This window comes from Aeromonas sp. s12 (assembly GCF_040907925.1).
Classification (GTDB): Bacteria; Pseudomonadota; Gammaproteobacteria; order Enterobacterales; family Aeromonadaceae; genus Aeromonas; species Aeromonas veronii.
In genome coordinates this window covers 112815-119013 of the sequence record NZ_JBFOCT010000003.1, presented here as the reverse complement: position 1 = coordinate 119013, position 6199 = coordinate 112815, and the positions used below count along the sequence as shown (strand labels likewise).

General features: G+C 59.1%; 8 protein-coding genes. 2 read left to right on the top strand and 6 right to left on the bottom strand.

Going from position 1 to position 6199, the window contains the following annotated elements:
• Window positions 1-242 (top strand): hypothetical protein (locus tag AB5Y67_RS00585; protein ID WP_368207556.1); only part of this gene is annotated, 242 nt, incomplete at its 5' end.
• Between the two features lie 96 nt (window positions 243-338).
• Here the strand turns inward: AB5Y67_RS00585 and AB5Y67_RS00580 are convergent.
• The 6 genes from AB5Y67_RS00580 to AB5Y67_RS00555 are packed head-to-tail and all read right to left on the bottom strand — an operon-like array spanning window position 339 to window position 5166.
• Window positions 339-1517, bottom strand: a complete 1179-nt coding sequence (locus AB5Y67_RS00580; RefSeq protein WP_150390044.1) for a lipopolysaccharide assembly protein LapB — start codon at window positions 1515-1517, stop codon at window positions 339-341.
• Window positions 1518-1519: 2 nt separating this feature from the next.
• Window positions 1520-2182: an energy transducer TonB gene (locus AB5Y67_RS00575; RefSeq protein WP_064339055.1), complete on the bottom strand. Its 663-nt coding sequence runs from the start codon at window positions 2180-2182 to the stop codon at window positions 1520-1522.
• Window positions 2179-2580, bottom strand: coding sequence for a biopolymer transporter ExbD (locus tag AB5Y67_RS00570; protein WP_005339369.1), 402 nt, complete (start codon window positions 2578-2580; stop codon window positions 2179-2181). Before AB5Y67_RS00570 ends, AB5Y67_RS00575 begins: the two co-directional genes overlap by 4 nt.
• Entirely contained in the window at window positions 2577-3107 is a 531-nt protein-coding gene (locus AB5Y67_RS00565) for a MotA/TolQ/ExbB proton channel family protein (RefSeq protein WP_005339367.1), read from the bottom strand. Before AB5Y67_RS00565 ends, AB5Y67_RS00570 begins: the two co-directional genes overlap by 4 nt.
• Window positions 3104-4408 carry a MotA/TolQ/ExbB proton channel family protein gene (locus AB5Y67_RS00560; RefSeq protein ID WP_064339056.1) on the bottom strand — a complete coding sequence of 435 codons (1305 nt, stop codon included), beginning with the start codon at window positions 4406-4408 and terminating at the stop codon, window positions 3104-3106. Before AB5Y67_RS00560 ends, AB5Y67_RS00565 begins: the two co-directional genes overlap by 4 nt.
• The gene (locus AB5Y67_RS00555; protein ID WP_064339057.1) at window positions 4405-5166 is read right to left on the bottom strand and encodes a DUF3450 domain-containing protein; all 762 of its coding nucleotides are present in this window, start codon (window positions 5164-5166) and stop codon (window positions 4405-4407) included. Before AB5Y67_RS00555 ends, AB5Y67_RS00560 begins: the two co-directional genes overlap by 4 nt.
• Before the next feature lie 210 nt (window positions 5167-5376).
• Between AB5Y67_RS00555 and AB5Y67_RS00550 the strand changes: the two genes are divergently transcribed.
• Window positions 5377-6153, top strand: coding sequence for a LuxR family transcriptional regulator (locus AB5Y67_RS00550; RefSeq protein WP_005357256.1), 777 nt, complete (start codon window positions 5377-5379; stop codon window positions 6151-6153).
• The last annotated feature ends 46 nt before the right edge of the window (window positions 6154-6199 follow it).

Below are 6199 nucleotides of genomic sequence, written 5' to 3'. Positions count from 1 at the left end.
TCACTTCACCAGACATTGAAAATCAAAAATTGTTTTTGATGTTCGATGCTGTGAGTGCCCACACAGATTGCTTGATTCAAATTGTTAAAGAGCGTTACGCTTGTCGCGTTGAGGAGGCGCATATTACGCTTCTCACTTCGAAAGTCAAGCGATTGTTTTCGCTTTCTTTCGGCGCCCACTTCACTAGGAAGCTGGCTCATCAGTTCGGCGTGTTCCGCCGTGCTGGTAGGGGCGCATTATAGGGAGCCTCGCCGGGATGACAAGGGCTTTTTGCAAAAATACGTTCGTTTGCTGAAAAAGCGAACTGAACGCCCCAAAACAGCCCCTTGGCACCTCTTTTACGCCGCTTTTTTGCTCAACTCTTCGCTTTGTGCCCGGATATAGTTGACCCAGCTGGTTGCCTTCTGCTGCCAGTTATCCTGCTGCTGCAGCTCACGGGCCAGTTCCAGCGCCTGGGCATACTGCTCCTTATTAAGGTGTGCCTGCACCAGCAGCGCTTTGGCACGATTGCCTTGCTCGCCTTTTACCGACTTGATGGCGGCGAGCTGGATCATGGCAGCATCAGTCTTGCCCTGTTGCAGCATCAGTTCGGCGGCGCGCATGGCAGCTTTGGGCTGACCATGTAGGCTGGCCAGCTGCTGCCAGCTATCAACTGCTTGTGACCACTCCCGGGCACCTTCCCACAATTGGGCAAGCAGTTGGCGGTTTTCAGCACTTTGCTTCATCTGTCCCTTGGCCATAGCCGCTTCCAGCAGACGGGCCCCACGATAAGGCAGCCCTTGCCAGGCATAGAGACGGATCAGCTGATTGCGGGCAGACGCATCATCCATCAGTTTTCTGTCGATAGCTGTTTGAAGCAGAGCCAACGCCTGATCGCCACGTTTGGCGGAGAGGTTGAGCGATACCGCCTGTTGCCACCATTTGCTCTCTTTGGGTTCGTGGCTGATCAACTCGGCCGCCTGATCGGCAGCCACGCCATAACGTTGCTGAGCGGTGAGGGCGGATAGACGAATAATGGCGGCCTGTTTCTGCCAACCCTTTTTCAACAACTGTTCGCTCTGACTGGCGGCGTCACCGTACTGCTTGTTGTGGTAATAGAGACCAGCCAGACGCAGGCGCAGTGCATCGTCTTGCTTGAGTCCCAGTGCCGCCTTGTAGCTGGCGATGGCGCCAGACCAGTTGGATTGCTGGGCCTGAATATCGCCGCGCAGTCGCAACAGCTGGAGCTGTTGCTGCTCGGGCCACTCTTTATAGGCAAGAGCCTGTTCGACATAACGGCTCGCCTGGGCGGTCTGTTGCAGATTGGCCGCCAGCGAGGCTTGCAACTGCGCCAGCCAGGCACGCTCGGCATCGCTATTTGGCTTGAGGCCGGACGCCTTGCTCTGGGCTTGTTGCCACTGACCGGACTGATAGAGCTTCATCACGGGTTCAAGCTGACGGGAGAAGTGAGGGCTGACCTCCATCGCCAGACAGGCTTGGCCGACCAAGGCAAGCAGACAGATCCAGATCCGCAACATAGTTATGACTCCAGTTTGAATTTGAGCGTGATGACTTGCACCAGCTTGTCGGTGGCGCCCGGTCTCGGCTGATAGCGCCACTTGTTGATCGCCTGAATGGCCGCCCGCTCGAACTGACGCTTGGGTTTGGCCTCGACCACTTCCACATCCTGCACTCCACCTTCGGCATTCACGCTAAAGCGCAGGGTGACGAATCCTTCGATCCCTGACTGTTGGGCACGATAGGGGTAGACCGGCTCGATCCGTTGCAACGGCATCAGCATGTCACCGACGCCGATACCCGCACCCTGCTGCTGGCCGTGGTAGTTGCCACTCAATACCGGTGCGGTACTGGTCGCCACACCAGGGGCATAGACCTGCACCGTGCTGAGGCTGGAGACCAGATCCAGACTCGGCTCAACGGCCGCCAAGGGGGCCGCTGCAGGCATCGGCAGCGGTGTGGAGGCCAATGCGGCAGGGGGCTCTGGCAGAGGTTCGGGTTCCTGCGGCACCGGACGCTCGCGCACCTGCACCTCGGTCACCTCGCTCTGCATATTGATGACGATGGGCTTCTGTTCGCTCGCCACCTTCTCGCCCCGGGGCGGTTCAACCAGCGTGGCCATAAACAGCAGGATGCCCAGACTGAGGGCAATCCCCAGCCCCAGGCTCATCAGCTTGTATTTCATTTTGGCGCCACCGCCACGGCGATATTGGCGATACCCGCCGCCTTGGCCTCATCCATCACCCGCACCACCTTGCCGTGGGGCACCCGCTCATCGGCCTGGATCACCAGACTGGCATCGGGCTGCTCCGCCAGCAGGCGGGCGATGGTGGCCTGTACCCGCTCCACATCGATCTGCTTGCGGTCGAGGAAGATCTGACCCTGAGCCCCAATCGCCAGCATGATGCTGGAGGATTTCTGCGCCTTGGCCTGACTGGCCTGGGGTCTGTGCACCTCGAGTCCGGCTTCACGCACGAAGGAGGTGGTGACAATAAAGAAGATCAGCATGATGAACACGATATCCAGCATGGGGGTCATGTCGATCTGCACTTCGTCACGCTGGCGTTTGGATTGCCGTCTCATTGCATTACCTTCTCTTCTCGCAGGCCGTCCCGGGTCTTGGCCAGCGCACGCTTGGCCTGACTCTCGAGCCGACTGAGTAACAACACGCCGGAGAGCGCCACCACCATGCCTGCCATGGTGGGGATAGTGGCGCGGGAGATCCCGCCCGCCATGCTCTCCGGGTTAAAGCGGTTGGCCGCGGCCAACGCATCGAATACGCCGATCATGCCGGTCACAGTGCCCAGCAACCCCAGCATGGGACAGAGCACCACCAGGGTGCGGATGAAGATCAGATGACGGTTCAGTTCCAGCTCTGCCTGCGCCAGCCAGCGGCTGCGGATCGCTCGGGCGTGCCAGCTGTGGCGCTCGCTGCGGGCCTGCCAGCGGCCGAGAAGCTGTTGCTGCAAGGGGCCAAAACCCAGATTGAGGTAGAGCAACCGCTCGATCATCAAAATCCACATCAGCACCAGCAGGGCCAGAATGACCCAGAGCACAGGGCCGCCACGGCCCATGAAACTCTGCAGCTGTTGCCAGATGTCGAGCATCATGCTGCTCGCTCCATCCCGCCGTTATTGCTCTCGGCGCGCTCAGCCAGAATGCCGGCTACTTGCTGCTCCAGCACATTGGAGAGCTCGGTGAAGCGGGACTGCAGCAGGCTGTGGGCCAGGATCAGCGGAATGGCCGCCACCAGACCCTGTACCGTGGTGACCAGCGCCATGGAGATGCCGCCCGCCATGATCTTGGGATCGCCGGTGCCAAACTGGGTGATGGCCTGGAAGGTGCCGATCATCCCGGTCACGGTACCGAGCAGGCCCAGCATGGGGGCGATGGCCGCGATTACCTTGACCATGCCGATGCCGCGCTCCATGCGAGGAGTCTCCTGCAGGATCGCCTCATCAAGACGCAGCTCGAGGGTCTCCATGCTCAGCTCGGGGTGTTTGTCTGCCACCGTCAGCACCCGGCCGAGGGCGTTGTCGGCGTGATACTCGCCGCTCTTGAGCTGGCGGCGCACCCGACCCAGTTCTCGGGAGAGGCTCCACAGCCGTACTGCTGCAATTCCCAAACCGATGGCGGCCAACAGCACGATAATGGCGCCGACCTGACCACCTTGTTGTACCTGCTGCCAGAAGGTGGGCGCCTGTGCCAGCATCGCCAGCAGAGTGCCATGCGAAGGATCAAGCGGCAGCGCTTCCCCTTCCTGACCCTGATAAGCCGCAACGGCAGAGAGCACGCTACCGGGCAGACCCAGTACCGGGCTCAAGCCTTCGGCGGTCGGTTGCAGGAAGCCTTCGCTCCCCAGCAGGGCAAAACTGCCAACCCGGGTCAGCGACTGCTCGCTGGCAGCACCCTGGGCATCGAGCACCTTGCCGTTGAACTGGGCAATCCGGCCAGATTCGCGGATCTCCTGCAGCAGCGTGGCGGGTAGCAGGGCGAGGGCGGCGCGATCCGGCACCTGTTTATCCTGTGCCATGGCTTTCAGCGGGGCGAGACGTTCCGGGAACTGGCCCTCGGCGGCGGATTCGCTCAGCAGCTTGACCGCATCGCTGGCGCCCTGACGGGTGACCGCGAAGATCTCGTTCATATCGCCGGAGGCTTGCTCCCACTGGGCGTTAAGCTCGACCAGCTGCTTCTCGTTGCTGGCGAACTTGCCAGCCAGCTCCTTGCTCAGGCGCTGGGCCTCGGCCAGTCTGGCGCGGGCAGTGCCGAGCTCCTTGGCAACGGTCGCCAGATCTTGCTGAGCCTGCTGTTCACGAGCCTGTTCCTGCTGCTGCCACTCATCGGCGACAGCGGCGTTGGTACCGCAGGAGAGGGCAATAAGGAGGGGGAACCACTTCATGGTGACTCTCATGATTGGGCCTCCTGACTGCGGCTGACAGAGAGGGGGACATTGAGCAACTGGGGAACTTTCTTGTCGGCGGCCACATCCATCGCCTCGGCGATAGGGGAGAGCCACTGGCTGTCGAGGGCTTGCCACTGCTTAGCCTCGGCAGACCAGCGCCATGCCTGACTGCGATCGGCAGTCATCGCCAGCAGGGAGACCCGACCCAGCGCCAGCACATCGACCCGACGCGGAGAACCATCCAGCTCCAGCTCGGCGGAATAGCTGTCCATCCGGCTGCCGTACTCGGCTTCGATCTTATAGGCCTGCAGCAGCTGACGGAATTTCTCCGCCTCGCTAACGTCTGCGCGAGCCAGGGTCGCTTTCAACTGTTCAACCCGCGCCAGCCGATCTTCCTTACGCAGCGGGATGTCATTTTGCACCAGCTGTTCCAGATCTGCCTGCATCTGCAACATCAGCGGGATCAAGCCCTGACGGGTCTCTTGCACCGCTTCCAGCTGCTGGCTCAATTTACCCAGCTCATTTTGCTGATCGGCCACCAGAGATTGCATGTAGCGGTTGTAGGCTTCGAGGTCACGCAGTTGCAGCTGGGCGTTTTGCAGCTCCAGTCGTGCGGCAACGGCGGCATCGGCGGCTTTTTCCACCCGCTGCTGGGAGGCTTTCCCGGCAGCTATGCTGTTCTTGAGGGCGGGAGCAACCAGCTCATCCCCGATGGCAGCAAAGTGGACTGACAGTGGCAGCAGGGCCACACCCCATAATTTGTTCATTGAAATACATCTTACTAATGATAACTATTATCATTATCTCAAATGCAGGGCGGACTGGCAACGAGAGGATTTTCTTGGCCTTTATGCACAAAAACAGGATAATTTTTAAGCACGCACGGAATAAGTGGCGCCAATAGCCACCGCACAAATATAAATAACGAGAAAAAATCTTTTCGATCAGTGTGATAGAGATCGAAAAAGGAGAAAGTAATGCTCAACGATGCGATCTGGGAACATATAGACAAGTTCACCAAGGCAACAAAAACCAGCGATATCCAGCAACTGCTGGAGCGCTTCAGTCATCAAATGGGCTTTGATTACTTTCGGCTGCTGATTATTTTCCCCATCAGCATGCAAAAATCCCACGTGGCACTGTTCAACAACTGTCCGACCACCTGGTTTGACGCCTACAGCGAAAACCAGTATCTGACTCAGGATCCGGTGGTCTATCTGGGGCTGAAACAGACCCAGCCGATCTTCTGGAACAAGCTCGACTGCGATTCGCCCTGGCTACCCAGCGCCAGCCGCGACGTGATGAACCTTGCGGCTGATTTCGGGGTACGCAATGGCGTCTCCTTTCCGCTGCACACCCCGCAGGGCGAGCACGGCATCCTCTCTTTCATCACCAAGGAGAAATCCAACTCCGACCTGATGTTTGAAAATGTCCCGCTGCTGTCGTTCTGCGCCAGCTACATCTTCAACTCTGCACTGCAACTGATCAAAAGCAGACCGGATATGATGAAATACCTGACCGAACTGTCGGATCGGGAGAAGGAGTGCCTGTTCTGGGCCAGCGAGGGCAAGACCTCCTGGGAGATCGCCACCATCCTCGGCATCAGTGAGCGGACGGTCAACTTTCACCTGACTCAGGTGACCAACAAGACCGACTCAAAGAACCGCAGTCAGGCCATCGCCAAAGGGATCACCAGCGGCATCATAGTGCCCTCCCTCGACGAGGTCACCATCACCAACCTGCGGCTGTCGTAACCCCTCAGCCGAAACAAAAAGAGCCGCAATAGCGGCTCTTTTTCAT

Excerpts from the sequence above, each read along its gene's own strand:
- AB5Y67_RS00580 (WP_150390044.1), bottom strand. The coding sequence starts at position 1,517 with ATGTTGCGGATCTGGATCTGTCTGCTTGCCTTGGTCGGCCAAGCCTGT.
- AB5Y67_RS00575 (WP_064339055.1), bottom strand. The coding sequence starts at position 2,182 with ATGAAATACAAGCTGATGAGCCTGGGGCTGGGGATTGCCCTCAGTCTG.
- AB5Y67_RS00570 (WP_005339369.1), bottom strand. The coding sequence starts at position 2,580 with ATGAGACGGCAATCCAAACGCCAGCGTGACGAAGTGCAGATCGACATG.
- AB5Y67_RS00565 (WP_005339367.1), bottom strand. The coding sequence starts at position 3,107 with ATGATGCTCGACATCTGGCAACAGCTGCAGAGTTTCATGGGCCGTGGC.
- AB5Y67_RS00560 (WP_064339056.1), bottom strand. The coding sequence starts at position 4,408 with ATGAGAGTCACCATGAAGTGGTTCCCCCTCCTTATTGCCCTCTCCTGC.
- AB5Y67_RS00555 (WP_064339057.1), bottom strand. The coding sequence starts at position 5,166 with ATGAACAAATTATGGGGTGTGGCCCTGCTGCCACTGTCAGTCCACTTT.
- AB5Y67_RS00550 (WP_005357256.1), top strand. The coding sequence starts at position 5,377 with ATGCTCAACGATGCGATCTGGGAACATATAGACAAGTTCACCAAGGCA.